This window comes from Microbacterium sp. NPDC078428 (genome assembly GCF_044542535.1).
Lineage (GTDB): Bacteria > Actinomycetota > Actinomycetes > Actinomycetales > Microbacteriaceae > Microbacterium > Microbacterium limosum.
This window is the reverse complement of the sequence record NZ_JBITUP010000001.1, coordinates 360,125-384,754: the sequence shown is the minus strand read 5'-3', so window position 1 is coordinate 384,754 and position 24,630 is coordinate 360,125. Positions and strand designations below refer to the sequence as shown.

The 24,630-nt window shown below is 71.2% G+C and carries 23 protein-coding genes and 1 tRNA gene; 9 read left to right on the top strand and 15 right to left on the bottom strand.

Going from position 1 to position 24,630, the window contains the following annotated elements; genetic code table 11:
- Nucleotides 1-2: 2 nt before the first annotated feature.
- Entirely contained in the window at nucleotides 3-1,316 is a 1,314-nt protein-coding gene (locus tag ACIGCK_RS01815; protein ID WP_396663341.1) for a DUF222 domain-containing protein, read from the top strand.
- A gap of 68 nt (nucleotides 1,317-1,384) precedes the next feature.
- Here ACIGCK_RS01815 and ACIGCK_RS01810 read toward each other — a convergent pair whose 3' ends face one another.
- The gene (locus ACIGCK_RS01810) at nucleotides 1,385-1,765 is read right to left on the bottom strand and encodes a PH domain-containing protein (RefSeq protein ID WP_396663339.1); all 381 of its coding nucleotides are present in this window, start codon (nucleotides 1,763-1,765) and stop codon (nucleotides 1,385-1,387) included.
- A 9-nt stretch (nucleotides 1,766-1,774) separates the two neighbouring features.
- A complete protein-coding gene (locus tag ACIGCK_RS01805; protein ID WP_396663338.1) occupies nucleotides 1,775-2,284 on the bottom strand; it encodes a DUF4916 domain-containing protein in 510 nt (169 codons plus the stop codon).
- Nucleotides 2,285-2,333: 49 nt separating this feature from the next.
- Between ACIGCK_RS01805 and ACIGCK_RS01800 the strand changes: the two genes are divergently transcribed.
- The gene (locus ACIGCK_RS01800) at nucleotides 2,334-4,115 is read left to right on the top strand and encodes a DUF4012 domain-containing protein (protein WP_396663336.1); all 1,782 of its coding nucleotides are present in this window, start codon (nucleotides 2,334-2,336) and stop codon (nucleotides 4,113-4,115) included.
- Nucleotides 4,116-4,149: 34 nt separating this feature from the next.
- Here the strand turns inward: ACIGCK_RS01800 and ACIGCK_RS01795 are convergent, their stop codons facing one another.
- Together ACIGCK_RS01795 and ACIGCK_RS01790 are read right to left on the bottom strand one after the other, a co-directional pair.
- Nucleotides 4,150-4,884 (bottom strand): hypothetical protein, encoded by a 735-nt coding sequence (locus ACIGCK_RS01795; protein WP_396663334.1) that lies wholly within the window; start codon nucleotides 4,882-4,884, stop codon nucleotides 4,150-4,152.
- Nucleotides 4,885-5,016: 132 nt separating this feature from the next.
- The gene (locus ACIGCK_RS01790; RefSeq protein ID WP_396663332.1) at nucleotides 5,017-6,504 is read right to left on the bottom strand and encodes an aldehyde dehydrogenase family protein; all 1,488 of its coding nucleotides are present in this window, start codon (nucleotides 6,502-6,504) and stop codon (nucleotides 5,017-5,019) included.
- A 164-nt stretch (nucleotides 6,505-6,668) separates the two neighbouring features.
- Between ACIGCK_RS01790 and ACIGCK_RS01785 the strand changes: the two genes are divergently transcribed.
- Complete coding sequence (locus ACIGCK_RS01785; protein WP_396663331.1) at nucleotides 6,669-7,679, top strand: AraC family transcriptional regulator; 1,011 nt, start codon at nucleotides 6,669-6,671, stop codon at nucleotides 7,677-7,679.
- Here ACIGCK_RS01785 and ACIGCK_RS01780 read toward each other — a convergent pair.
- Together ACIGCK_RS01780 and ACIGCK_RS01775 are read right to left on the bottom strand one after the other, a co-directional pair.
- Nucleotides 7,583-8,635: a hypothetical protein gene (locus ACIGCK_RS01780; protein ID WP_396663329.1), complete on the bottom strand. Its 1,053-nt coding sequence runs from the start codon at nucleotides 8,633-8,635 to the stop codon at nucleotides 7,583-7,585. The two genes, ACIGCK_RS01785 and ACIGCK_RS01780, sit on opposite strands and share 97 nt — an antisense overlap.
- A 129-nt stretch (nucleotides 8,636-8,764) precedes the next feature.
- The gene (locus ACIGCK_RS01775; protein WP_330171091.1) at nucleotides 8,765-8,917 is read right to left on the bottom strand and encodes a hypothetical protein; all 153 of its coding nucleotides are present in this window, start codon (nucleotides 8,915-8,917) and stop codon (nucleotides 8,765-8,767) included.
- 268 nt (nucleotides 8,918-9,185) lie between these two features.
- Here ACIGCK_RS01775 and ACIGCK_RS01770 point away from each other — a divergent pair, with 268 nt between their 5' ends.
- Nucleotides 9,186-10,505, top strand: coding sequence for a DUF222 domain-containing protein (locus ACIGCK_RS01770; RefSeq protein ID WP_396663327.1), 1,320 nt, complete (start codon nucleotides 9,186-9,188; stop codon nucleotides 10,503-10,505).
- Nucleotides 10,506-10,715: 210 nt separating this feature from the next.
- On the top strand, nucleotides 10,716-12,449 hold the full coding sequence (locus tag ACIGCK_RS01765) for a hypothetical protein (RefSeq protein WP_396663325.1): 1,734 nt from the start codon (nucleotides 10,716-10,718) through the stop codon (nucleotides 12,447-12,449).
- A 9-nt stretch (nucleotides 12,450-12,458) separates the two neighbouring features.
- Here the strand turns inward: ACIGCK_RS01765 and ACIGCK_RS01760 are convergent, their stop codons facing one another.
- Entirely contained in the window at nucleotides 12,459-13,397 is a 939-nt protein-coding gene (locus ACIGCK_RS01760) for a diacylglycerol/lipid kinase family protein (protein ID WP_396663323.1), read from the bottom strand.
- Between the two features lie 180 nt (nucleotides 13,398-13,577).
- Here ACIGCK_RS01760 and ACIGCK_RS01755 point away from each other — a divergent pair, with 180 nt between their 5' ends.
- Nucleotides 13,578-14,888 (top strand): UDP-glucose dehydrogenase family protein, encoded by a 1,311-nt coding sequence (locus tag ACIGCK_RS01755; protein ID WP_396663321.1) that lies wholly within the window; start codon nucleotides 13,578-13,580, stop codon nucleotides 14,886-14,888.
- A gap of 13 nt (nucleotides 14,889-14,901) precedes the next feature.
- Here ACIGCK_RS01755 and ACIGCK_RS01750 read toward each other — a convergent pair whose 3' ends face one another.
- The 5 genes from ACIGCK_RS01750 to ACIGCK_RS01730 all read right to left on the bottom strand — a co-directional run bounded on the left by ACIGCK_RS01750 (nucleotide 14,902) and on the right by ACIGCK_RS01730 (nucleotide 18,648).
- The gene (locus ACIGCK_RS01750) at nucleotides 14,902-15,309 is read right to left on the bottom strand and encodes a DUF3054 domain-containing protein (protein WP_330171081.1); all 408 of its coding nucleotides are present in this window, start codon (nucleotides 15,307-15,309) and stop codon (nucleotides 14,902-14,904) included.
- A gap of 37 nt (nucleotides 15,310-15,346) precedes the next feature.
- Entirely contained in the window at nucleotides 15,347-16,426 is a 1,080-nt protein-coding gene (locus ACIGCK_RS01745; RefSeq protein ID WP_396663318.1) for a DNA glycosylase AlkZ-like family protein, read from the bottom strand.
- 133 nt (nucleotides 16,427-16,559) lie between these two features.
- Nucleotides 16,560-16,632 (bottom strand) — tRNA-Arg (locus ACIGCK_RS01740).
- A 98-nt stretch (nucleotides 16,633-16,730) separates the two neighbouring features.
- A complete protein-coding gene (locus ACIGCK_RS01735) occupies nucleotides 16,731-17,486 on the bottom strand; it encodes an asparagine synthase (protein ID WP_396663314.1) in 756 nt (251 codons plus the stop codon).
- Nucleotides 17,487-17,568: 82 nt separating this feature from the next.
- A complete protein-coding gene (locus ACIGCK_RS01730; protein WP_396663312.1) occupies nucleotides 17,569-18,648 on the bottom strand; it encodes a fatty acid desaturase family protein in 1,080 nt (359 codons plus the stop codon).
- A 367-nt stretch (nucleotides 18,649-19,015) separates the two neighbouring features.
- Here ACIGCK_RS01730 and ACIGCK_RS01725 point away from each other — a divergent pair, with 367 nt between their 5' ends.
- Nucleotides 19,016-20,464, top strand: a complete 1,449-nt coding sequence (locus tag ACIGCK_RS01725; RefSeq protein WP_396663311.1) for a DEAD/DEAH box helicase — start codon at nucleotides 19,016-19,018, stop codon at nucleotides 20,462-20,464.
- Between the two features lie 227 nt (nucleotides 20,465-20,691).
- Here the strand turns inward: ACIGCK_RS01725 and ACIGCK_RS01720 are convergent, their stop codons facing one another.
- A complete protein-coding gene (locus ACIGCK_RS01720) occupies nucleotides 20,692-21,147 on the bottom strand; it encodes a MarR family winged helix-turn-helix transcriptional regulator (protein ID WP_396663309.1) in 456 nt (151 codons plus the stop codon).
- 53 nt (nucleotides 21,148-21,200) lie between these two features.
- Between ACIGCK_RS01720 and ACIGCK_RS01715 the strand changes: the two genes are divergently transcribed.
- Nucleotides 21,201-21,722 (top strand): MarR family winged helix-turn-helix transcriptional regulator, encoded by a 522-nt coding sequence (locus ACIGCK_RS01715; RefSeq protein ID WP_396663307.1) that lies wholly within the window; start codon nucleotides 21,201-21,203, stop codon nucleotides 21,720-21,722.
- A 26-nt stretch (nucleotides 21,723-21,748) separates the two neighbouring features.
- On the opposite strand, the gene ACIGCK_RS01710 is transcribed toward ACIGCK_RS01715, so the two are convergent.
- A complete protein-coding gene (locus tag ACIGCK_RS01710; protein WP_330171074.1) occupies nucleotides 21,749-22,090 on the bottom strand; it encodes a hypothetical protein in 342 nt (113 codons plus the stop codon).
- Between the two features lie 97 nt (nucleotides 22,091-22,187).
- On the opposite strand from ACIGCK_RS01710, the gene ACIGCK_RS01705 reads away from it, so the two are divergent.
- Nucleotides 22,188-22,439, top strand: coding sequence for a hypothetical protein (locus ACIGCK_RS01705; protein ID WP_396663304.1), 252 nt, complete (start codon nucleotides 22,188-22,190; stop codon nucleotides 22,437-22,439).
- A gap of 21 nt (nucleotides 22,440-22,460) precedes the next feature.
- On the opposite strand, the gene ACIGCK_RS01700 is transcribed toward ACIGCK_RS01705, so the two are convergent.
- The gene (locus ACIGCK_RS01700) at nucleotides 22,461-24,629 is read right to left on the bottom strand and encodes a malate synthase G (protein ID WP_396663303.1); all 2,169 of its coding nucleotides are present in this window, start codon (nucleotides 24,627-24,629) and stop codon (nucleotides 22,461-22,463) included.
- Nucleotide 24,630 lies beyond the last annotated feature (1 nt).

Here is a 24,630-nt window from a genome sequence, read left to right as displayed (position 1 = left end):
ACATGAATTCGAAGCTTGGCGGTGGCAGGCGCGACGACGAGGTCGACGCCGTCGCAGCCGAGCTCGCGGCGGAGTACGCGGCGGCGGTGGCAGCCATCGCGGCGGCAGAAGCTCGAGCGATGGCGGTGCTGGCACGTGCGCAGACGGTGGGGCTGGAGCGGATGGCGGAGATCCCCCGCACCGCGGGCCGGGAGGTCGACCTGCCGCTGCGGGCACTCGCCGCCGAGCTCGGGGCGCATGCCCGACAGCCCGACCGCTCGGTGCAGCGGCGGATGGATGACGCCCACACGGTTATCACCCGGTTCGCGGCCACGTGGGAGGCATTGGCCGCAGGGCGGGTATCGGTCGGCCATGTGAGGGCGATCGTGGAGCACGGGGTGAAGCTCACCGACCCCGAGATCCGGGCCGCGTTCGAGGGCGAAGCGCTCGAGCGGGCGGCGTCGACCACGCCCGGACGACTCGGCCCGCAGCTCGCGCGACTGGTCGAGCAGGTGCAACCCACCACCTTTGCGCAACGGCACCAAGCCGCACGGGAGGGTCGGGGCGTGTGGGTGCGCGACGTCGCCGACGGGATGACCGAGCTGTTGCTGCGCGGCCCGGCCGTACCAGTGCACGGCATCCACGCCATGATCAGCCAGATCGCCCGCGAGGTCCTCAACAACGGCAACACGAACGCCGAAGCCATGGATGCCGCCGACTCCCGTACGATGGATCAGGTGCGCGCCGACGCGCTCACCGAAATCGTCCTCACCCACCGCATCGACGCGGAGACCGGTGACGGACTCGGCGACGGACACGGCGGACTCGCATCCATCCGCGCGACCGTCAACGTCACCGTCCCCGCCCTCGCACTGGCCGGAGTCACCGACGACCCCGCCGAACTCGTCGGCCGCACACCCATCGACCTCGACACCGCCCGACTCCTCGCCGTGACCGCCCCGGGATGGGAGCGGGTTCTCGCCGACCCCATCACCGGAGGCGTCCTCGCCGTCGACCGATACACCAGAACAGCTGACCTGACCCGATATCTTCGGGTCCGAGATCCGCACTGCAGATTCCCCGGATGCCGCATGCCCACCCACCGGTGCGACATCGACCACGGCCACGACTACGCCCTCGGCGGGCACACCGACCACCGAAATCTCGCCGCGCTCTGCCGACGACATCACACCCTCAAGGGCGAAACACCCTGGCAGGTGACGCATCACCCCGGCGGGGTCATCGAATGGACCTCCCCCGGCGGAGTCAGCTACACCGACACCCCACCACCGGTCACCGTCGGCTTCGTACCCGACCTCGACGACGCCCCCTTCTGAGTGGACGCAGCGCGCGCGTCCATGCGGGCGCGCAGGGGGGGCAACCCCGGCCGAGAGGTCGGCGACCGTCAATGGGGCTGCAGCACTGCCCAGGCGATCAGGCTGTCGATGCGGCGGATGTCGGCGCCCTTCGTGATCTTCACCTTGATGTGACCCGCGCGCGTCCACAGCTCCACCTCCGCGTCGCGATCCAGGAACCCGCCCGCGTTCTCGGTCGACCACATGTTGATCGCCGAATAGGGAAGTGAGTAGATCTCGACCTTCTTGCCCGTGATTCCCTGAGCGTCGCGGACGATCAGGCGCTTCGTCGTGAACGTAGCCGAATCCCGAAACGTCTTGAATGACGCGACCGGCTGCTCACCCTCGACGAGGAGGCTGCGAACATCGTCGGGAACCGGGATTTCTTGCTGGAGGGTCCAGGAGAGGATGGCAGATGTCTCGATGGGCATGGTCCCAGGCTAACTACGCCACCCGCGCGAGGGGTGCTCTGTCAGGCGCTCGAGCAGCGTCCGGCCGCCCGGCCAGAGCGGCTCGGGCCACGCGGGCGGGGTGAACCAGGCGAAGTCGAGCGCCTCATTCTGCGCGACGATGGCCGCGGCATCCGGCAGCTCGATCGTGAAGGAGAGGCCGATCGAGTGCTTTCGGGCGTCGAGTCCTGTCGCCGGGGATTCCGGTCGCACTTCCTCGGGGAACCATTGATACACGTAGTCGGGTTGCGGGTCGGCGTCGAGCACCGGCTCGACGCCGAGGGTGTCGAGGCAGTGGCGGCGGAGGGCCGCCGCGAGCGTCTCGCCGTAGAGCACCCGCCCTCCCAGGTGGCACCACACGCGGCCGTAGGGCGAGTCACGGAGGATGAGACCCACCTGCTGCGCTCCATCCGGCGCGGTGCGCACGGCGACGAAGTCGACGCACGCGAGCGGGATCGAGCGTTCGATCTGGGCGTAGAGATCATCGGGGAGGAAGGTCACGGGTCGATTCTGCCCGGTCGGCGAACGCGGGGTCGCCTAGGGTGAAACGGTGACCTCAGCCTCGCTCGCCCGCCGACGTTCCGCGGGCCGGGCGTTCGCGATCGCCACCGGGGTCGTCCTCGTCGCAGCGGTCGCTGTGCTCTCCTGGGTGGGCGTACGCGCCCTTCTCGCTCAGCAACACCTCTCGTCGGCGCAGTCGATCGCGGGCGAGGTGCAGTCGACGCTCACCACCGATCCTGCGGCCATGGCGACGGCGGCGGCAGCGCTCGCAGACGAGACGGCCGCCGCGCGCGACCTCACCTCCGACCCCGTGTGGAAGCTCGTCGAGGGCGTGCCCTGGATCGGCCCGCAGCTGAGCGCCGTGTCGACGGTCGCGGCGTCCATCGACGCGCTCGTGCGCAGTGGGCTGGACCCGCTGCTCGACGTCGCCGCGGGACTGGACGTGAGCGCCTTCGCGCCGCGCGACGGCGCCATCGACCTCGCGCCGCTGATCGCCATGCAGCAGCCGGCGGCGACGGCCGCATCGGCGGCGGCACAGTCCGCGGCCTCGCTCGACGACCTCGACACCGCGGGCCTCGTAGGCGCCGTGCGGCAGCCGCTCGCCGAGGCATCCGAGCTCATGCGCACGGTCGCGACGGCGACGGAGGCCCTCGCCCGGGCGACGCAGCTGGTGCCGCCGATGCTCGGGGCGAACGGCTCCCGCAACTACCTCGTGCTGTTCCAGAACAACGCCGAGTGGCGTTCGCTGGGCGGCATCCCGGGCGCCGTCATCCTCGTGAACACCGACGGCGGACGCATCAGCCTGGCTGACTCGTCCGATGCCACCGCACTGTCGCGCTTCGGCAACGGGGAGCCCATCGCGACGCTCGCGAGCGAAGTGCAGGGCATCTACGGGCTCGACCCCGTGCGCTTCATGCACAACACGACGCTCGTGCCCGACTTCGCACTGTCGGGCGAGCTTTCGCGGGCATTCTGGGAGCGCGCAACGGGCACCGCGGTCGACGGAGTGATCGCGATCGATCCCGTCGCGCTGTCGTACCTGCTTCGAGCGACGGGGCCTGTGACCCTGCCGTCGGGCGACGTGCTCACGAGCGATAACGCCGTCCCGCTTCTGCTGAACGAGGTGTACTTCCGCTACTCCGAACCGGCCGAGCAGGACGCGTTCTTCGCCTCCGCAGCTGCGGCGGTGTTCGGCGCCCTCACGTCGGGCGAGGCGTCACCGACGGCGCTGATCGAGGCCCTCGTGCAGGCGGGCTCGGAAGACCGGCTGCTCATCTGGAGCGAGCGCGACAAGGAGCAGGCGGTGCTCGAGGGCACGACCCTGGTGGGCGCCCTGCCCGTCACCGACCTCGATGCGACGCGATTCGGGGTGTTCGTCAACGACGGCACCGGATCGAAGATGGACTACTACGCGCGCCTGGAGACCTCGCTCGGCTGGTGCGAGTCGGCGCCCGACGGCACCACACGGGCGGGGCTGTCGGTGACGGTCCGCAGCGAGGCGCCGGCGGATGCCGCGACATCCTTGCCCGGATACATCACCGGGTCCGGCAACTTTGCACCCGAGGGCCTTATCCGCACGGTGGCATACATCTACATGCCGCAGGGCTCGACGGTGCTGGGGGATGCCGCCACCGCCGGCACGCTCGGACCGGGCACGCACGACGGGCGCCAGGTGGTGTCGTGGACCAGCGATCTGTGGCCGGGTGAGTCGGCCACCTACGAGGTCGTGGTGCAGACGCCCTACACCGACCTGCTCGAGCTGGTGCGCACGCCGACGCTGTTCGGCACGGAAGACGCCGACCTGGCCGCGACCTGCGGCGTGGCGCCGTAGAGCCGACCGGGCCGGCAGCGGGGCGTGCGCCGGCTCAGAACCAGACGAAGGGGACGAAGCTGTTCAGCACCGTCGCCGCCAGGGCGATCGTCACCCCGAAGCCGATGAGCATCCACTGCGTGCGCCGGCCCCTCACCACGGCCGCGACACCGAGGAGGAAGAGGCTGACCGCCATGAGCACGGTGCTCAACTGCAGGCGGTCGCCGTACGTGTTGTAGCGCTCGGCGTCGGCGAAGAAGGCGTCGCTGCGCTCGTCCTCGACCGACCACATCGAGAAGCGGGCACCAAGGTACTCCTCGGAGTCGAACGGGCTCACGTAGTCGCCGCCCTCGGCGTTCTGCTCGTCCGACCAGATGATCGCGGCATCGAGAGCCTCGTCGACCGCGACGAAGTGCAGCATGTCGAACTTCGCCTCGGCCGAGGCCGCCAGAGTGGGGTCGGCGCTGTCCATGTCGATGCTCAGCTCGGTCAGCCGCGACCACGTCTCGGTGTCGCGGATGTAGGTCTGGTTCGCTTCGAGATAGAGCGACTCCGCCTCGGTCTGCGAGTTCTGCGCCTGCGAGTACGCCGAGGCCGACAATCCGTCATACAGCGCCGCCTGGAACGACGTGTACGCCGTCGCGACCGACACGATGCCGAGGAGCACGACGACGAGCAGCTCGAGATCGCCGAAGAACGACGACAGCCGGCGCGGCTGCGCCTCCTCCGCTGCGGGCTGCGTCGCCGGCGCCGATTCGGGTGAGATTGCGGGACGGGTCAGTTCGGTCACGGACGCTCCTGGGGGTCATTCTCTGCGCACGCACTCGGGGCGCCGAGCCAGAATATAGCTCGGCGCCCCGCCGCCTCGTTCACGCTCGCGGTCGCCTCCGCTCGCGAAGAACGGCGGCCCGCGCTGCGCGGCTTAGGCTGCGTCCTCCGGGTCGATCGTGACGATCACCGACTTCGATCGGGTGAAGGATTCCAGCGCCTCGGGTCCGCTCTCGCGACCCCAGCCCGACGCCTTCACACCCCCGAAGGGGACGGCCGGATCGAGCATCGCCCACCCGTTGACCCAGATGATTCCGGCCTCGAGCCTGTTGGCCACGCGGTGCGCCCGGCTGATGCTGCCCGTCTGCACGCCCGCCGCCAGGCCGTAGGCGGTGCTGTTCGCGAGGCGGATCGCCTCCTCCTCGGTGTCGAACGGCTGAACCGTCAGCACCGGGCCGAAGACCTCCTCCTTCACGGCGACGGCATCGTTGTCGAGCCCCGCGATGACGGTCGGCGCGTAGTAGAAGCCGCCGTCGAGCTCGACCCGATGACCGCCGGTGACGACGGTGCCGCCGGCGGCCACGGCATCCTGCACCATCTGCTCGATCCGCTCGAGCTGCACACGGCTCGCCACCGGACCGATCACGGTGCCGGGGTCGCTGGGGCGCCCGAGCGGCACCCCGCCCACCGCGTTGCCGAGGATGCCGACCACCGTCTCGTACAGCGGCCGCTCCACCAGCAGCCGCGGCCCCGCCATGCAGAACTGGCCCGTGTTGAACACGAAGGCGTTGATGACCGCCCCGATCGCCTTGTCGAGATCCGCGTCGGCGAAGACGATGTTCGCCGCATTGCCCCCGAGCTCGGCCGCGACCGGCTTGAGGTGCTCGCCGGCGGTGCGCGCGACGATGCGACCGACCGCGGTCGAGCCGGTGAACGCGACCATGTCGACGTCGGGGTGGCGCACGAGGGCGTCGCCGAGTTCGGGCCCCGGGCCGATCACGAGGTTGTAGACGCCCGCGGGCACGCCGGCCTCACGAAGGATGTCGGCCATCAGCAGTGCGCTGAGGGGCGTCTGCGGTGCGGGCTTGTGCACCACCGTGTTTCCCGCGGCGAGCGCGGGAGCCAGCTTCGAGCTCGAGAGGATGAGGGGGAAGTTAAAGGGGCTGATCGCCGCGACCACACCGCGGGGCTCACGGCGCGTGAACGCGAACGCGGGCAGCGGTGTCTCGCGCACGGCACCGTCGAGATGCTGAGCGAGGCTCGCGAAGTACTCGAACTGGTCCGCCGCGGTCGGCACGTCGATCATCCGCGTGAACATGATCGGCTTGCCGACATCCAGGCTCTCGGCCTGCGCGAGCTCCTCGGAGCGCTCGCGGATGAGCGCCGCGACCCGCAGGAGCACGCGAGAGCGCTCACGGCCCGAGATCCGCGACCAACCGCCGTCGTCGAACGCCTGCCGGGCCGCCGTGACCGCTGCGTCGACGTCGGCGACCGTCGCCCCGGCCACCTCGCCGATGACCTCACCCGTCGCCGGATCCGTGACGTCCATCCGCTCGCCCGCCGCGGGCTGCTGCCACTCGCCGCCGATCAGCAGCTCGGTGCGGATCGCGGTGGTTTCGGGCGCTGTCGACGTCTCTGTCATGTCGTCTCCTCTTCGAGAGTCCGGTCGGGTGTGGGACCGATGGTGCGGCCCCGCGACGCGGGGAGCAAGCGGCGATTCGCATTTCGGACACCAACCGCTCCGGCCTCCTTGTGGGGGTCGCCGCATCCGGAGATACTTGAAGACGTCAACAATGGAGTTTGTCTGTGAATGAGTTCGGCGCGGTCAGTGTGCACACCCGGTCGGTCGACGACGCCGTCGCGATCGGCGCCGGGGTCTACCATCCGCACGTCCTCCGCCTGCGTGACCGCGGCGAGGGATTCGGCATGCATCTGCGCGCCTCGACGATCGGACCGATCGTCATCGGCGCGCTCGAGTACCGCACTCCCGTGAGCATCCGCGCGGCCGAGTTCCTCGACTCGTACCAGGTGAACCTCCCCCTCTACGGGGATGTGCTGATGAGCTACGCAGGCCGCGAGCACCGCGCCACGACGCGTCAGGCTGTCGTGCACGGGCCGGCCGCCCCCTCGCGCGTCGACGGCTGGAGGACGCCGGCGAGGCTTCTCGCGGTGAAGGTGCAGAGCGCGCATCTGGAGAACGCGCTCGCGTCGATCCTGGGCCACGGCATCCAGCGGCCGATCGGCTTTCACGGGGCCGTGGACGTCACGAGCGCGGCGGGCAGGGAATGGGCGGCTCTCGCGCGGCGGCTCGACTGGTGGGCCCGCTTTCGGGAGGAGGACGATCCGCTCGTCGGTCCGACCCTGACCGACGCGGTGGTGAGAGGCCTGCTCCGCGCGGGGCGGCACGAGTACACGAGCGAGCTGGATGACGCGCTCGCGTCCGACCCCGACGCCTCCGTGCACCGAGTGCTCTCGCTGATGCACCGGCGCGCGGCATCCGGCGCGTCCATCGGTGACATCGCCGAGGAGGCTGGGGTCGGCCTGCGAACGCTCGAGAAGCGCTTTCAGAGCCGCTGGGCGCACACGCCGTCGGGCATGCTCCGCGACATCCGTCTGGCTTACGCGCGGCGCAACCTGCGGCATCCGGAGTCTGCCGAACTGCTCGTGTCAGACGTCGCCGCCCGGTGGGGACTCCCCCACCCCGGGCGCTTCGCCGCCCGCTACGCGGAGCGGTTCGGCGAGTCTCCCTCGACCACGCTGTTTCGGGCCGCAGGGGCGAGGGGGCGCGAGGCGAGCGCGATCGCCGTCGGAGCCTGACCGGTCGCCTTGGCCGTGGCTACCTCGCCCCCGCAGTCGCGCAGGTCGACGCCGAAGGCACGCCGATACTGGCGCACAAGGCCCTGCTGCGTGAATCCCCATCGGGCTGCGACGTCGCCGAGAGTGAACTCGTCGGGCTCCCACCGGGAGATGTCACGTCGCGCAGCCCCCAATCGGATGCGCCGGATGCACGCGCGCGGGCTCTCGGGCGGCGAGGCGTGCTGCATGAATATCTGCCCCAGCCTTACGGACGACACTCCCGCTGCGGCGGCGACGTCTTCGACCGTGATGGGAAGCGCGGCGTTCTCCTCGATGAAGGCGATCGCCGCGCGGTATGCGACCGCCGCCCCGCGCGAGGTGACGGAGCGGCGCGGCGTCGTGCGTTCGAACCGGAAGATCCCCAGCGTCGCCACCGCGAGCTGTCGATAGGCGGAGGCGCGGAGCAGATCGTTGTGGACGATCTCGTCCCGCTGGCTCGCGATCGAGCGCAGAAGCGGCGACCACCGCTCGCCACGCCGTCGGGAGATCGGACGAGAACCATCGAACCCGAGGTGGAGGTGGGGATTGTCGAACGCACGCCTGGCCAGGCGCTCCAGCTCTCGGGGGTCGAAGCGAACGACGCTCACCTGAGCCCGGTCGACGTACACACCCAGCGGGACGTTCGGATGGAACAAAACCGGGCCCTGCCCCAGGTTGCCCCGATCCTCATCGACCTGCCAGCGATAACGATCCGGCCCCACGACGACGGTGAACCCGTCGACGATGCCGTTGATCGCGAGATCGCCCCCGAGCAAGAGGGTGCCGAGGGAGAAACAGCGGTCGCCGGACACAGAGACGCCGTAGTCCACAGCCCCGCGGACACTCAGTCGCCCATAGCTCTGACGGAGGTGCTCCACGGCAGCCTCGGTGTCGTGCGTCCTGAAATCGAACTCGATCTTGCCATCCATATGGCTCACCCCCTGAGGAAGCAGGATGTGCTCATTCTCTCGCACGCGGCTCTCGGAATGTTGCCGGGTGGACTCGCCACGTCATCTGCGCCGGGGCGCGGGCGTGGGGAAGGCCGGCGCGTGGGGAGGGTGGGCGCGTCAGGCCGTCGGGGCGCTCCCGACGTTGCCTTCGGAGTCGACGACGGGCGTTTGGCCCGCGGTGCCGTGGCGCTCGTCAGTGTCGTCCGGTTCGCCGGCATCCGTCGTGTCGGGCTCTGGACCGGGCTCGATGGGCGGGTTGTCTCTATCCATGCCGCCCAGCCCACGCGAACCTCGCCGCTGACGCAAACGGGTTGACGGGGGCCCGACGCGCCGCAAGGAGGACCGCTGAGCGCCGCGCTGCGATCGGGGGCTGCCGCGGGCCGAAACGGCCCCTTGCCACCGGCAGAGGGGCAGCGTCAGGAGACGGCGAGAGGGCAGAGGAAAGATGAGAGAGATCTCATGCACATTCTCTGCGAGAGGACGATTTCGGGGCGGAATCCGGGTGGCGATGTCGGAGGCTGGTTCTATAGTTTCGAACATGCATTCGAGCCCGGTGTCGGCGTCCACCCCGTGGGGCGACGACGTGGATGTCGCGGCGCGGGAGCTCGCTGAACGCTACGTCGCGGCCCGACGCGCGGAAGCGATGGCTCAGGCCGCGGTGGCACGGGTGCTGGCGGAAGCGGCGGAACTGGCGGCGTCGCGGGTGGCGGCGCTGCCCCGAGCGTCGGCGAAGGACGCCGAACTTCCGGTGCGGGCGGTAGCGGCGGAGCTGGCCGTCGCGGCGCGGGAGCCCGACGGGGCCGTGCAACGACAGATGGGCGAAGCGGCCGTGGTGGTGCGGGAGTTCCCGGCGGCGATGACCGCGTGGGGCGAGGGACGGATCGGGGCCCGGCACGTAAGGGTGATCACCGAACTCGGAACACCGGTGGCAGACCCGGTCGCGCGGGCGGCGTTCGAGACGGAAGCCGTCCGACAGGCCGAATCGACCACTCCCCGGCGGTTACGGGCGGCCCTGGCCCCGGTGGCGGAGGAGTTGCAACCCGGGTCGCTGACAGAGCGGCACCGGGCCGCCCGGGAACGGCGGGGCGTGTGGACGACCATGCTCGAAGACGGCATGGGATCGCTCACGATCGTGCAGCCGGCGGTGCTCATCGACGGGATCCACGACCGGCTCACCCAACAAGCCCGGGCGGTGAAGAACCTCGACCCCACCGACACCCGCACCCTCGATCAGATCCGGGCGGACCTCGCCGCCGACATGCTCCTCACCTCCACCCCCAATGTGGAGACCGGGGAAGGACTGGCCGACGGGTACGGCGGGTTGGGGGCGATCACCGCGATCGTCAACGTCACCGTCCCCGCCCTCACCCTCGCCGGCGTCACCGCCGAACCCGGACAACTCGTCGGGAAAACACCCATCGACGCCGACACCGCCCGGGAACTAGCCGCACAGGCACCCGGATGGGACCGCATCCTCACCGACCCCATCACCGGAAGCATCCTCGCCGTCGACCGATACACCCCCTCCGCGGAAATGAAACGATACCTCCGCGCACGCGACCGGCACTGCCGCTTCCCCGGCTGCCGCAGGCCCGCACACCGATGCGACCTCGACCATTCGATCGACTACGCCCACGGCGGGAAAACCCACACCGGAAACCTCGCCCACCTGTGCCGAAGACACCACACCCTCAAAGGCGAAACAGCCTGGAAAGTCACCCAACACGGCGGCGGCGTCCTGCAATGGACCTCACCGGGGGGACTCACCTACACCGACCAACCACCCACACCACCACGCGTACGATTCACCCCCGACGATGAATACGCGAACGCCGACGGCGAACCACCACCGTTCTGACCGATGTGCGCGGCGCTTGTCCTGGCTTCGGCGCCTGCGGTAGGAAGGACGAGCACGACAGCTACGCGCCCGACAGGGCGCGCTGGGGTAGCGGCGTGAGAACGAGGGAACGGGGGACTCTCCCGCCCATTCGCCGTCGCCCGCCAGGAGCCACCCCGGGGAGACGACGGTGACACCACGCCCACGCAGCGCGCTTCACGAGCCCATCCGATGAGCATTCGCAGGGTCTTCGTCACGGCGGCTCTCGCCGTTGCCATGTGGGCGGGCGCGACGAGCGCGACTCACGGGCTCGCCGAGGAGTCCGCGGCATCCGGATCGGCGATCCCGGTCACAACAGCGGCACCGGTGACATGCGATGACCTGATCGAGCAGACACTCCGGGCAGAACTCGCCTCGTCGGGGTACCGCGAAGCCGAGACCGTCGGCACCGGCGACGAGCCGACCATGCACGACGACGCCACCTCGTGGACCGTGTGGTCGGAGATCTTCGACGGGCGGGGGCTGACCTGCTGGTGGCTGCGCGACACCGACCCCGACGCGGTGGCGGTCGGGTACGCGATCGTCTCCGACCAGGACACGCTCCGAGAACGGCTTCTGGCGAACGGCTACGCGCGCTCGGATTCGGCGGACGGGCCCGTCTACACGCTGATCGCAGAACCGGACGACACGGTCGTCCTCTCCTTTCCCGCACGCGAGGTGCTGCTGGGCGACGGGGTCATGATGGCGTCCCGCGGCCTCACCTCCAGCGCCCTCGCGGTCATCCGCGCACGCATCCTCCCCATGCTCGATCTGCCGGATCCGGACGAGGAGGAGCCTGACGAGAACGCGGCGATCGACACACCGACCGAGAATGTCGCGATCGACGAGGGCACACCGATCGCGGCCCCCACCGATCTCCGGGACGGGCCGGCCGCGCCCTCGACTCTCAGCGAACTGCGCACTCCGAGCCAGGTCTCGCTCGACCCCCTCACCCTCGGATGCACGCTGGGACTCACGCTCGTGTTCGCGGCGATCCTCGCGTTCCCCGGCAGGCTGATGGAGACGGCGATCAGCGAGAACTACGACCGTGTCTCGCGGCTGTGGGCGCCGCTCGCAGCCGTCGGCCGCCGAATCGGCCAACCCGTCGCACGGGCTACCCGCGCGGCGAGCGCACGACTGCCTCGAGCGGCACCGCTCGCCCTGGGCGTGCTCGCCGCGGCGGTCATCGCCGGCTTCGTCGACCCGACGTTCGGCTGGAACGCGGGATCCGTGCGGATGGTCGCCTCGAACATCGTCGCGTTCGGCGTCGAGGCGGTCGCCGGCGCCGCGCTCGTGGCGGGCGTCGCACGGCGGTGGGCGATCAGCCCGACCGCTCGAGTCGGGCTCGTCGCGGGATCCCTCGGCATCCTCCTCGCCTCCGTGCTGCTGTCGCGCCTCACCGGCTTCGCGCCGGGCGTCGTCTTCGGCCTCATCATCGCGGCCGCCCTGCCCGCCGCGTTGAGCACGCGGGACGGGCTGCGCCTCGCGGTCGTCGAGATCGCCTACGTCGCCGGCGCGGGCATGTCGGCGTGGTTCCTCTACGGCGTTCTCGCCGAACCTCTCACCCGCTCCGGCGGCATCCTCGATCGATTCGCCGTCGAAGCGCTCGCGGGCATCACCGTGCTCGGGATCTCCGCGCTGCCCATCATGCTGCTGCCTCTGGGGGGACTCGCGGGGTCGGCGATCTTCTCCGCCAGCCGCGGCATGTGGATCATCGTCTACGCCGCGGGGGCGTCGCTGTTCATGGTCGTCCTGCTGCCGTTCCCGGGCAGCTGGGAGGAGACCTCCGCCCCGTTCTGGGTCTGGACGTCGCTCTTCGCCGCGTACGCCGTCGTCGCAGTAGCGATCTGGGCGGTGCTGACGAAGACCCGGCGCGACACCGGCGACCGGGTTCGCGCGCACGACGAGCGCGAACCGGCGCGCTGACCGCGGGCGTCAGCGCACGTGGATGGCGGCCGGCTGCAGCGTCACCGCGAACTCCCGGGTCTCGCCGATCTCCTCGCCGTCGATCTCGAAGGCGCGGGGCTGGGGCAGGGTCACGCGGATCTTGCGCGCGCGGCCGTGCGTCACGGCATCCGTGCTGGTGGTCTCGTCCTTGCCGCGGATGAGGCGCCCGAGGCCGTTGTCCCACACCATCGTCTTGAGGGTGCCGAGCCACTCCCCCACGCCGTCGGCGCTGAGCAGCAGGTAGTCGAGCTCGCCGTCGGAGGGGTCGGCGTCCGGCAGGAGGGTGAGGCCGCCCTGCAGGGTGCCGCAGTTCGCAATCAGGAGGGTGTGGCCCTCTTCGTCGCGGCCGGGCAGATCGTCGGCGGTGAGGTGGAACGGCACGATCTCGCTCGCGGTGAGCGCCCGACCGAGCGACTCGACGTACGCCAGCCATCCGGCCTTCGCCTTCAGGTCCTCGTTCGTCTCGGCGATCATGTGCGCGTCGATGCCGAAGCCGATCATCACGACGAACGCGTGACGCTCGGAGCCCTTCTCCAGCTCGATGTCGACCCAGCCCACGTCGACCGGGATCGACGTGCCCTCGACGGCCCGTGCCACCGCCGCCGGCACGTCGTTGATCGGCAGACCGAGGTTGCGGGCGAGCAGGTTGCCCGTGCCGAGCGGCACGATGCCCAGCTCGACATCCGACGAGGCATCGGCGAGCGCCTCTGCCACGGCGCGAACGGTCCCGTCACCCCCGGCGGCGATGACGAGATCAGCACCGGCGGCGAGCGCGCGGCGGGTGGCGCCCTGGCCGGGATCCTCGACCGTGGTCTCGAACCACGACACCTCGGCTTCGGCGACGAGACCGGCGCCGTCCAGACCCTTCTCGAGGGTCTCCTTCTCGGTCTTCGACGGATTCCACACGATCGCGATGTGCGTGCTCATTCCCGGCCCCCCCTGGGTGGACGACCCACCCGTAGGTCTCCATCATGCCCGCCGCGGGGGCGGGTACGCCGCCGTGCCGCGGCACCCGTTTCCGGGAGAGCGCCCTCGGTCTGATAGGAAGGGGGGGAACTTCCGCCACCGGGGACGTGGCGGAGGACATCCCTCACCCAAGGAGCTTTCATGCGCCTCTCCGTGATCGGCTGTGGATACCTGGGGGCAGTCCACGCCGCAGCCATGGCATCGATCGGCCACGAGGTCGTCGGCATCGACGTCGACCAGCGCAAGGTCGACGCGCTCTCGGCCGGCAGGGCGCCCTTCTTCGAACCGGGCCTGCAGGAGATCCTCGAGGCGGGGATCGCGTCGGGGCGGCTGTCGTTCACGACCGACATGGCCGCGGTATCCGGCGCCGCCGTGCACTTCATCGGCGTCGGCACCCCTCAGCAGAAGGACGGCTACGCGGCCGACCTCACCTACGTCAACGCGGCCGTCGACGCGCTCGTGCCCTACCTGAGCGAGGGCGACGTCGTGGCCGGCAAGTCCACGGTGCCCGTGGGCACCGCCGCGACGCTGACGCCGCGGGTCGAGGCCGCCGGTGCGACCCTCGTGTGGAACCCCGAGTTCCTGCGCGAGGGATGGGCCGTGCAGGACACCGTCGACCCCGACCGCCTGGTCGTGGGCGTGCCCGCGGGAGAGGCGGGCGAGCGTGCCGCCGACGTGCTGCGCGAGGTCTACCACCCCGCCGTGGCCAAGGAGACGCCGTTCATCGTCACCGACCTTCCGACGGCCGAGCTGGTGAAGGTCGCCGCCAACGCCTTCCTCGCGACGAAGATCTCGTTCATCAACGCGATGGCCGAGATCGCCGAGGCCACGGGCGCCGACGTCACCCAGCTCGCCGACGCGATCGGCCACGACGTGCGCATCGGGCGCCGCTTCCTCGGCGCCGGCATCGGCTTCGGCGGCGGCTGCCTCCCGAAGGACATCCGCGCCTTCTCGGCCCGCGCCGAAGAGCTCGGCCGCGGCGAGTCGGTCGCATTCCTGCGCGAGGTCGACGCGATCAACCTGCGCCGCCGCGAGCGCGCCGTGCAGCTGGTGATCGAGTCGCTCGGCGGCTCGGTGTTCAAGAAGAACATCACGGTGCTCGGCGCCGCGTTCAAGCCCCACAGCGACGACATCCGCGACTCCCCCGCCCTCGACGTGGCCGTGCGCCTGCGAGGCCTCGGTGCGTGGGTCACCGTGACCGACCCCGAGGCCCTCGAGAACGCCGAGCGCATCCACCCGCAGCTCTCCTACGAGAAGGACCGCGACGAGGCCCTCCGCGGAGCCGACCTCGTGCTCGTGGTCACGGAGTGGGACGAGTACCGCCGGCAGCTCTCCCCCAAGCACGCCGCGACGCTGACGGCGGGGCGCATCGTCGTCGACGGCCGCAACTGCCTCGACGCCGCCGCCTGGCGGGACGCCGGCTGGGAGTACCACGGGATGGGACGCCCCTGACGGCGTCCGCGGGTCACGGCCGAGAGGCCGAGCCGCGGGAACGCGCGATCGCCGTCGCGATGACGCGCCACCCCACGAGGAAGACCAGGAGCGTCAGGGTCGCGACGACGATGAACGCCGTCGCCGTGCCCTGACCGCTGAGCGCACGCAGCAGCATCCCGGCCACGACCGTCACGGCCCACACCCCGAGACCCGTGCGCACGGGAGCCACCGGACGCCGCCACGCGAGGGTGGCGAGCCAGCCCGCCCCGAGGCCCGCGAGGAAGGGCCACGCCGTCCCCAGCGCCCCCAGCGGAGTGAGGCCCTCGTCGTGGCTGGCGCGGCCGATCGCGGCGAAGGCGACGACGAGAACGGCGTCGGCGAGGAGGGCGAGCAGCCCCGTGCGGGGACGCGCCGAGCGGCGCGGGGTGGTGTCGGGCATCCCCTCGATTATGCGCGCTCCCTCTTGCCGGGGAGGATCAGCCGGGTAGCACGAGGGGAACGCCCAGCCACTCCGCGAGGTCGCGGATCTCGGCATCCACCATCTCGCGCTCGTCCTCGTCGAAGGGCACGAGCTCGTGCACGGCGGTGACGAGGAGCCGCTCCTTCTTCTTGTCGAGCTCGGCGTCGAGCAGCCCCAGGAACCTGTCGCCCACGAGGATGGGGTGCGCGAAATAGCCGTAGACGCGCTGCGCCTTCGGCTTGAACTGCTCGAGCACGTACGTGAACTCGAACAGCTCGGTGAGCCGGGGGCGGTCGAAGAGCATCCGGTCGTACGGATTGAGGATCGCCGCGCGGCCCCCGGGGTCGTCGTCGAGCGTCGCGATGGCTCCGGGGTCCACGCGCCAGCGCCACGCGCTGCCCTCCACCTCCGCGGGCTCCCCCGCCGTGCCGACGGGCGTCCAGGGCGAGCGCTCGCGGGCGAGACCGGCCGCCTGCAGCTGCCGCTCCTGGATGATCCGGTCCGCCTCCTCGGGCGTCGGGAGCGGCAGATCGCCGGGATATACCCGCTCGGGGATATCCCACACCCGCTGGCGCCCCGCCCGCGCGGTGATCGCCACCTCGCCGAGCAGGGCGAGCAGCTCCAGCATCCGCGGCACCTGATTGCTGCCGTACCAGCCGCTCTCGTCGTTGCGCTGAACGACGCTGGTGTCGGGGATGTCGGAGGCGCGGAGGGGCCCCTCCGCCGTGAGCCGGGCGAGGATGTCGCGGCGGAAGGCGTCGTTGGCGTCGAGGTACTCCCTCATCGCCGGCCGGAGCGTGCGGCTGCGCATGCGAGCGACCATCGGCGCGAGCAGGCTGCCGGCGTGGAACGCGCCGTCGAACTCGAAGACGGTGCGGTCGTCCTCGACCGCCTTGCGCAGCTGACCCGGCTCGAACGACCAGCCGATGCGCGTCCACGGGATGCTCTGCTCGGCCGGGGCGATCGTCGCCGTCGGGTCGATCTTGATGGACCCCAGCTGCTCGATGACCTCGACCACGTCACCGGGGCGATCGGCGTCGAGCAGCTGCGCACGCACGACGATGCGCCGGGCCTCGTCGCGGGTGAGCCGGTGCATGCGGCCGAGCGTACCCGGGAGCCCCGACCGTCAGTGGGCGGAGGGGCCGCCGCGCGCTCCCGGATCCACCGGCAGAAACACGAAAACCCGCGGAGATCCGCGGGTTTTCGATGCTTACTGTCTCAACACAGTGTGCGCCCGAAGGGACTCGAACCCCTAACCTTCTGATCCGTAGTCAGATGCTCTATCCATTGAGCTACGGGCGCTCGGTGCGTTCCCGCCGCAGAGATCCGCCGCGCACACCAGCGATCAGATTACCCCACAGCGTGCCGCCGCGCGAATCGAGGGCGGAGTGGATGCCGCGTCAGTCGTCGAGCTCGGCGGGGTCGATGCCGCGGGCGCGCGCCCTCTCGGCGAAACCCGCCTCCGCCGACGCCGCCCGGGCGCTCGCCCCGGCATCCGGCGCGGTGTCGCCGGCCGCGGCCGCCGCGTCGTTCTTCGCCAGCGCCCTGGCCCGCGTGCGCCGCTGGGAGGCGAGCCCCGCGAGGTCGACGAGACGCAGGGCCTGCATGCGCGCCTCGCGCATCGTGCCGTAGTCGGGTTCGAGGTCCGGGCGAGCGGCCTCCATGCGGAGGGTGCGGTCGATGTTGGCCGCGAGCTCGGCCCACGCGGCATCCCGCGAGGCCTCGACGAGCTGCCGCAGGGCCGCCTCGTCCTCCGCACGCGCGCGCAGGGCCTTCGCGATCTTCCTGCCCTGGCGCTGCCGCCGACGCAGGTTGCCGAGGTCGCGGCTGCCGTAGTCGTGGGTGCCGTTGGGGTCGGAGAAACGACGCCAGGCATCCTTCTTCTCCCGCCGCACGCGTTCCGCCTCGGCGTCGGATTCGTCGGCGAGCGCCAGCAGTGCCGCGCGCGCGTCGGGGAGGAACCGGTCGACGTCGTACCCCTCGCCGCCCGCGATGGTCTCCATGAGGATGCGGTTCTTCACGCTCAGCCGCGTCGCGGCGGCGGCGATGTAGATGCCCTCCTCGACGACGTCGGCGACGCGGGGGCGCTTCACGCGCGCGTTCGACTCCTCCGCGACCTCCGTCGCGTCGTGCGCACCCGCGGCGGCGTTCGGCACTACGTCACCCCCTCGCCATCGAGAGTAGCCGCCCCGGCGTTCGCGCGAGCTCCCGCCGGGAGGAGGAGCACGCGCCGGAGGATCAGACTCGGCGGAACCTCGAGACGATGTGGCACTCGAACGGGTCGCGCGCGGCGAGCCCGACCCGGTTCAAGTACGCGATCACGATGCCGTACGAGCGCCACAGGGTGGTCTCGGAGTAGGGCACGTCGAAGCTCACGCACGCCTCGCGCACGATCTCGCGCGCCTGCGCGAGGTGGGGGCGCGGCATGCTGGGGAACAGGTGGTGCTCGACCTGATAGTTCAGGCCCCCCATGAGCCACGTCGCCCACCAGCCGCCGGAGACGTTGCGCGACGTGCGCACCTGCTTGCTGAAGAAGTCGAGCTTCGCGTCGCGGTCGATGATGGGCATGCCCTTGTGGTTCGGCGCGAACGCGGCTCCCATGTAGACGCCGAAGACCGCCAGCTGCACGCCGAGGAAGGCGAACGCCATGCCGAGCGGGAGCATCCAGAACACCGCTGTGAACAGCACCGCGAACCGCAGGCCGATCATGCCCAGCTCCGACCAACGCCCCTTGACCCCGGGCGTCGTGACGAGGTGCTTGAGCCCCAGGAAGTGCAGGTTCAGGCCCTCGAGCGTGAGGAGCGGGAAGAAGAGGTACCCCTGGCGGCGCGTGATGAGACCGAGCAGGCCGGAGGCCTTCGCGGCATCCTCCTCGACGAAGGAGATCGTGTCGATCTCGATGTCGGGATCGCGGCTCACGCGGTTGGGGTTGGCGTGGTGGCGGGTGTGCTTGGAGCCCCACCACGAGTAGCTCATGCCCACGATGCCACTGCCGAGGAACTTCGCGAGGCGGTCGTTCGCCGGGCCCGAAGAGAGGATGGCCTTGTGGGCCGCCTCATGGGAGAGGAACGCGACCTGAGTGAGCAGGATGCCGAGGCCCGCGGCGATGAGCAGCTGGAACCAGCTGTCGCCGAGCAGGATGAACCCGGTCACGAGACCGCCGAAGGCGAGCACGAGCAGCGAGCCGACGACCGTGTAGAACCACGGGGTGCGGCGCAGCAGCCCCGTCTCGCGCACGACCTGCGACACCTCGGTGTAGGCGCGGGTCAGGTGGGGGAAGGTCTCGGACGACGCGTAGGTCTGCCGGACCGGGCCCATGGTCGAGGAGAAATGAGAAGCGGCCTGGATGACGGTGGAGGAGATGAAGGCACCTGCTCGTCGGACGACCCGAACGGGTCTGGGCGAAGCCAAAGGCGGGCGCCGATCGCTGGGGCCCCACACTACGTGGCGGTGTATGCCGAAAGGGCGATGCACGGGGGATCCCCAGGTGACCGTCACCCGCCGCTCATCTTCGGCCCTGCTAAGGTTGCTCCGACGGCTCACCCGTCTGCGTCGTCGATACGCTTCCCGGCCCACCCGAGGCCGTGCATCTTCTCGAACGGCGAACCGATGCGCGATCCCGCGCCGTCGCCCACTCCGCGCCCGTGACCGGATCCGGTCCGCGCTCTCACCCGAAAGCATCTCCATGCCTACTTTCCTCGACCTCGGCGTGCCCGCACGCCTGGCCTCCGTCCTCGAAGCCGACGGCAAGACCGAGGCCTTCCCCATCCAGCGCGACACGCTGCCCGACTCCCTCGCCGGCCGCGACGTGCTCGGCCGGGGCCGCACGGGCAGCGGCAAGACGATCGCCTTCGCCCTCCCCCTCGTCGCCCGCCTGAGCGGTGCGAACGCGGCCACCCGCACGCCGATGCGCCCCCGCGGCCTGGTTCTCGCCCCCACCCGCGAGCTCGCGACGCAGATCGCGGCGACCGTGGCGCCCCTGGCCGCCGCGAGCGGACTGAAGGTCACGACGATCTTCGGCGGCGTGGGCCAGCGCCCGCAGGAGCAGGCCCTGCGCGCCGGCGTCGACATCGTCGTGGCGTGCCCCGGCCGCCTCGAAGACCTCATGAAGCAGGGCGTCATCCGCCTCGACCGCGTCGAGATCACGGTGCTGGACGAGGCCGACCACATGGCCGACCTCGGCTTCCTCCCGGGCGTCACCCGCATCATGGGCGCGACGCCGGCCGGCGGCCAGCGCATGCTCTTCAGCGCGACGCTCGACCGCGGCGTCGACGTGCTCGTGCGTCGCTTCCTCCAGAACGAGGTGCGCCACGAGGTCGACGAGTCCAGCGTCCCGCCCGCCGCGATGACGCACCGCGTCTTCGTCGTCGGCGACGGCGAGAAGGCCGAGCTCGTGCGTCACCTCGCCTCGGGCCGCGGCCGCCGCATCCTCTTCACCCGCACGAAGCACCAGGCCAAGAAGCTCGCCAAGCAGCTGACCGCCTCGGGCATCCCCGCGGTAGATCTGCACGGAAACCTCTCGCAGGGGGCGCGCGAGCGCAACCTGGCCGCCTTCGGGGCCGACGCGGATGCCGGGGGCGTGCGCGTGCTCGTCGCCACCGACGTCGCCGCGCGCGGAGTGCACGTCGACGGCGTCGAGCTGGTCGTGCACGTCGACCCGCCCGTCGAGCACAAGGCGTACCTGCACCGCTCGGGCCGCACGGCACGCGCCGGGGCTGAGGGAACCGTCGTCACGGTCACGCTCGAGGCCCAGCGCCGCGACGTGGGCGACCTGCTCCGCAAGGCGCAGATCCGCGCCGCACTCGAGCCCGTCACGGCACGGCATCCGGAGGTCGCAGCCCTCGTCGGCGACCCAGCCCCGCACGTGACTCCGGCGCCGGTCACGGCAACCACGTCGGGGGCCTCGAACGGCCGCGGCGGCGCCGGTCGTGGCGGAGCGAGCCGCGGCGGATCGGGCCGTGCCGGTTCGACCGCGCGCGGCACCGCGCGTCCCGCCGCCGCGCAGGGCGCCGGCCGTGGTGCCGGTCAGGACCACGGCCCCCGCTCGGGGGCCGGCGACCAGGCTCCCCGCTCCGGCGGACGCCGCCGGGGATCGCGCGGCGGGCGCGGCCGCTCCGCCGCCGCGCCGCGCTGACCCGCGGCATCCGGCGCCGCCTTATCAGAGCGACCTCGGGGCGACAAGCCCCCGGTGGCCGCGACCGGGTGGGGTACCGTCGATATCACGCGGGGGCGCGAGTCCCCGAGTCCAAAGCTCGGGCCGCAGCCGGGGGGCGCGGCCCGTCACCTGAGGAACCCCGGGGTCGACCACGGTCCCCCGGGGTTTTTCTTTGCGCCCCTGGACCTGGCCGCGACGAACCCCCGTCAGCGGTGGCGACGCACGACGTCGTCCGCGGCGTCGGTGAGATCGCCGAGCGCCCGCAGCAGCACCTCGCGGTGCTCGGGAGAGAGCGCGTCGACCACGGCGCGCTCGGCATCGACCGAGGCGAAGACGTGCGCGCGCACGGCGCTCGCGGCATCCACCCGCGCGCGCAGGATGAGGCTGCGCCGATCGCGGGGATTGGGCTCCCGCGCGACGACTCCCGCCGACTCGAGCCGGTCGATGAGCGCCGTCGTGGACGCGGTCGAGATGCCGAGCGCGAGCGCGACGTCACGGGGCGTCAGCGTCTGCTCCCGCCCCTCGGCATCCAGCAGCAGCCGCACGACGGCGAGGTCGTTCTGGCCGACGCCGAGGGTGTCGCTCACGGCGCGATCGGCCGCCACGGCCGCCGCACGGTACGCGGCCAGCGCCGCCCGGACCTGCCCCGTGTCGTCGTTCACGAGGCGCCCCCGCCTTCTTCGCCCGCCGCGATCGGTTCGCCTAGGATGCGAATGTGACGTCGAGCGAGACCACCAACTACTGGTACGGAGACACCGCGGGCGATCAGCGTGCCCGCGCCATCGCGGTTCTCGAGGCGTTCCGCCTGTACCGCGCCGCCGAGGTCGCGATGCGCCGTCGCACGCGCGAGTCGATGTCCATGGGCGAGAACGACCTTCTGGTGCTGCGCTACCTGCTGCGGGCGCAGAGGGAGAGCCGCTCGGTCTCGCCCGGCGAGCTCACCCGGTACCTGGCGGTGTCGACCGCGTCGATGACCGCGATCCTCGATCGGCTCGAGAAGTCCGGCCACATCAAGCGGATGCCCCACCCGAGCGACCGGCGCAGCCTGCTCGTCGTCGCGACGGTCGATTCCGATTCGGAGGTGCGGGCGACGCTCGGCGCGATGCACGACCGCATGCTCGATGCGGTCATCGATCTGAGCGCCGAGGAGAGCGCCGTCGTGGTCGATTGCCTCACGCGGCTGCAGGATGCGGTCGACCAGGTCCAGCCGGAGGAGGTTCGTCCGCGCACGCCCTGACCGGGCGGTGCCGGAAGACGGCACGCTCAAACGGCGGTGATGACGACGGCGGCGACGGCCAACGAGGCACTGAGCAGCCCCGTCGCGGCCGCGACCCGCTGTGCGGTGCGATGCCATGCGGGCTCCTGTTCGTTGCGCGGGCTGCGCGGGGGCGAGACGAGAGCGCGCTTGGCTTGCGCAAGCGAGTCGAAGCGTCCGACGACGTTGCCGGCTCCGTCGATCGCCACGTGCCCGATGGGTGCATGCTCGATGGATCCGACGTATTCGCCCGGGCGACTGCCCACGACGAGCCCGCGGTCGACCGTGACCCACGTCACCGGCGGGGCGGTGTCGGTGGTCGTCGTCGGCGGCGCGACAGTGTCGAACATGTTTACCTCCCCGGATGCTCCTTGACTAAGTTACTAGGGTAGCTATCTAAATCCAAAGCATTAGTCATCCGGACGCTCGGCTGCGAGACTCGAAGACATGACGAATGGACCGGCGAGCACACAGGTCGATTCGACCGACGGCCCGTCCGTCATCCGCATCAGCGAACAGGATGCCGTGGCCTACGCCGACCTCGTCGCGTGGCTGGCCGCCCGCTATCCCGACGTGTCGGTGTCCGTCATCGAGTCGATCACTCAGCGTGAGGCCGAGGCCTTCCTCGGCGGCCGCCACCTGGCCGTGCCGGCCGCGCTCCGCAGAGCGGTCATCGAGATCCTCTCCGACCGCCTCTGACCCGCGTCGCGGGCGCGCCGATCACACGCCGGTGAGCGCCCGCGCCTTCGCCTCGCGCCGCGCCCGGTGCAGGATCGGCTCCGTGTAGCCGCTGGGCTGCGCGGCGCCGTCGAACACCAGCTCGAGCGCGGCGGCGAACGCGACGCTCTCGCCGAGGTCCGGCCCGAGTGGCCGGTAGGACGGGTCGTCCGCGTTCTGCGCGTCGACGACGGCGGCCATGCGCTCGAGGCTCTCCCGCACCTGGTCGCCGCTGACGACGCCGTGGCAGAGCCAGTTGGCGAGCAGCTGGCTCGAGATGCGCAGCGTCGCGCGGTCCTCCATGAGGCCCACGTCGTCGAGGTCGGGGACCTTGGAGCATCCGATGCCCTGCTCGACCCACCGCACGACGTATCCCAGCAGCGACTGCACGTTCAGGTCCACCTCCCGCGCACGGGCCGCCTCGTCCCACTCGGCCGGGTCGCCCACGGGGATCGTCAGCAGACGATCGATGTCGGCGATGGGGCGCTCGGCGATCTCCCGTCGGCGGGCCGCGACATCCACGTCGTGGTAGTGCGTGGCGTGCAGCGTCGCGGCGGTCGGCGAGGGGACCCAGGCGGTGCTCGCGCCCGCCTGCGGGTGCGCCGCCTTCTCGCGCAGCATGTCGGCCATGCGGTCGGGCATCGCCCACATCCCCTTGCCGATCTGGCCGCGCCCGGGCAGCCCCGCGGCGAGCCCGACGTCGACGTTTCTGTCCTCGTAGGCGCGGATCCACTCCTGCGCCTTCATCTGCGTCTTGGGCACGACGGGTCCGGCGTGCATCGAGGTGTGGATCTCGTCGCCCGACCGGTCCAGGAACCCCGTGTTGATGAACACGACCCGGTCGGCCACCTCCGACAGCACCGCCTCCAGCGTCAGGCTCGTGCGGCGCTCCTCGTCCATGACGCCGATCTTGATCGAGCGCTCGGGCAGCCCCAGCACCTCCTCGACGCGCGCGAACATGTCGCGGGCGAGCGCCGCCTCGGCCGGGCCGTGCATCTTCGGCTTGACGATGTAGATCGACCCCTCGCGTCCGTTCGCGCGCTCGCCGCGGCGGCCCGGAAGGGCGCACAGGGCCGTCAGGAGCGCGTCGAGCAGACCCTCCCCGATCTCGTTGCCGTCCGCGTCGAGCACGGCGTCGGTCGTCATGAGGTGGCCCACGTTGCGCACGAACATGAGCGCGCGACCGGGCAGCACGACGCGTTCCCCCGCCGGCGAGGTGTACTCCCGGTCGGCGTTGAGCCGTCGGGTCACGGTGCGCCCGCGCTTCTCGAACGCGTCCTGCAGATCCCCGCGGTTCAGGCCCAGCCAGTTCCGGTACGCCGCGACCTTGTCGTCGGCGTCGACCGTGGCCACCGAATCCTCGAAGTCGACGATCGTGGTCAGCGCCGACTCGAGCACGACGTCCGCGACGCCCGCGGGGTCGGACGCACCCACGGCCCCCGACCGGTCGATGAGCAGCTCCACGTGCAGGCCGTGGTGGCGCAGCAGCACCGCCTGCGGGTCGGCCGGGTCGCCGGCGAAGCCGCGCAGCGCCCCGGCATCCTGCAACCCCGTCTCGGCGCCACCGGCGAGAGTCGCCGACAGCGCGCCGTCGCGGATGCCGTAGGCCACGACATCCGCGTGGGAGCCGCCCTGCAGGGGCACGGCACGGTCGAGGAAGGCCTTGGCCCACGCGATCACCTGCGCGCCCCGGTCGGCGTCGTAGCCGCCCCCGGCGGTGGGGCCCGGGATGGCATCGGTGCCGTACAGCGCGTCGTAGAGCGACCCCCAGCGCGCGTTCACGGCGTTGAGGGCGTACCGCGCATTGGTGACCGGCACGACCAGCTGCGGCCCGCACAGCGAGGCGATCTCCTCGTCGACGCCCTCCGTCGTGATGGTCGGCACGGGGGCGGCGTCGAGGTAGCCGATCTCCTGCAGGAAGCCGCGGTAGCGCTCCGTGTCGCGGTGGCCGCCGGGGTTTGCGCGGTGCCACTGGTCGATCGTCCCCTGCAGGCGGTCGCGCTCGGCGAGCAGCGCCCGCGTGCGCGGCCCGAACTCCGCCGCCATGCCCGCGAGAGCCCGCCACAGCGCGTCCGCAGAGACTCCGGAGCCCTCGAGCGCCTCCTCCTCGACGAAGGCGCGCAGCACGGGGGCCACGCGGATGCCGGCGATGTCGACGTGGTCGGAGCTCATC